1 pseudogene is annotated in these 737 nt (G+C 57.3%); it reads right to left on the bottom strand.

Annotated features, from left to right (window positions below):
- Positions 1-656 (bottom strand): annotated as a pseudogene (locus tag Q0835_RS30025) (IS5 family transposase); the annotation flags it as partial.
- Positions 657-737: the final 81 nt, after the last annotated feature.

The following is a 737-nucleotide window of genomic DNA, read 5'->3' as shown; positions in this document are numbered from 1 at the left end:
GCCGTTGCCCACCAAGGCGGCGTGAAGCTTTTCACCGGCATATCCGCCATCGGCAAACACATGGCGCAGCCAAGGGAAACGGTGGCGGATGGCCTTAATGAGACCAGGCGCACCGTCCCGGTCCTGGATATCGGCGGCATGAACCAGCACGAACAGCATCAGGCCGAGTGTATCGGTGATGATATGGCGCTTGCGTCTCTTGATCTTTTTGTCCATTGCCCGGCAGGGGATGCGAAGCATCGCCAAGAGGGGGCGTCATAGCCGCAAACCCCGCCGCTTTCCGTTGTTTTAACCGACTGGCTGTCGATGACACCGGCTGTTGGAGAGGCCTCACGTCCTTCCAGTTCCCGCGTGGCAGCAACAAGGATGTGGTTGATGGCCTGCCAAAGCCCGATGTCGCGCCAGGAATAGAAATAACCCAGTACCGTCGAGGCTGGCGGAAAGTCTTTCGGCAGTGCCCGCCACTGACAGCCACTGCCCGCGAGATAGAGGATCGCGATCATCACTTCCCTCATGTCGGTCGTACACGGCCGTCCCCCGAACTTGGCCGGCGGGATCAAAGGCGCCACAACGGCCCATTCCCGGTCCGTCAAATCGCTTGGATAACGAAGATGGTCCCGGTTATGTTGCTTGCGAGTGATATCATTCCAGGGCATTCGATCCTCCATCTTCTCGACAAAGACGGTTGAATCACAACTCGTTGATATCACTCAACTACTTTTAAATCTGGCTCTAAG

Origin of the sequence: uncultured Roseibium sp., assembly GCF_947499295.1 — a bacterium.
GTDB lineage: Bacteria > Pseudomonadota > Alphaproteobacteria > Rhizobiales > Stappiaceae > Roseibium.
Note: the sequence above shows the minus strand (reverse complement) of the source record. Positions and strands in the feature narration are given on the sequence as shown.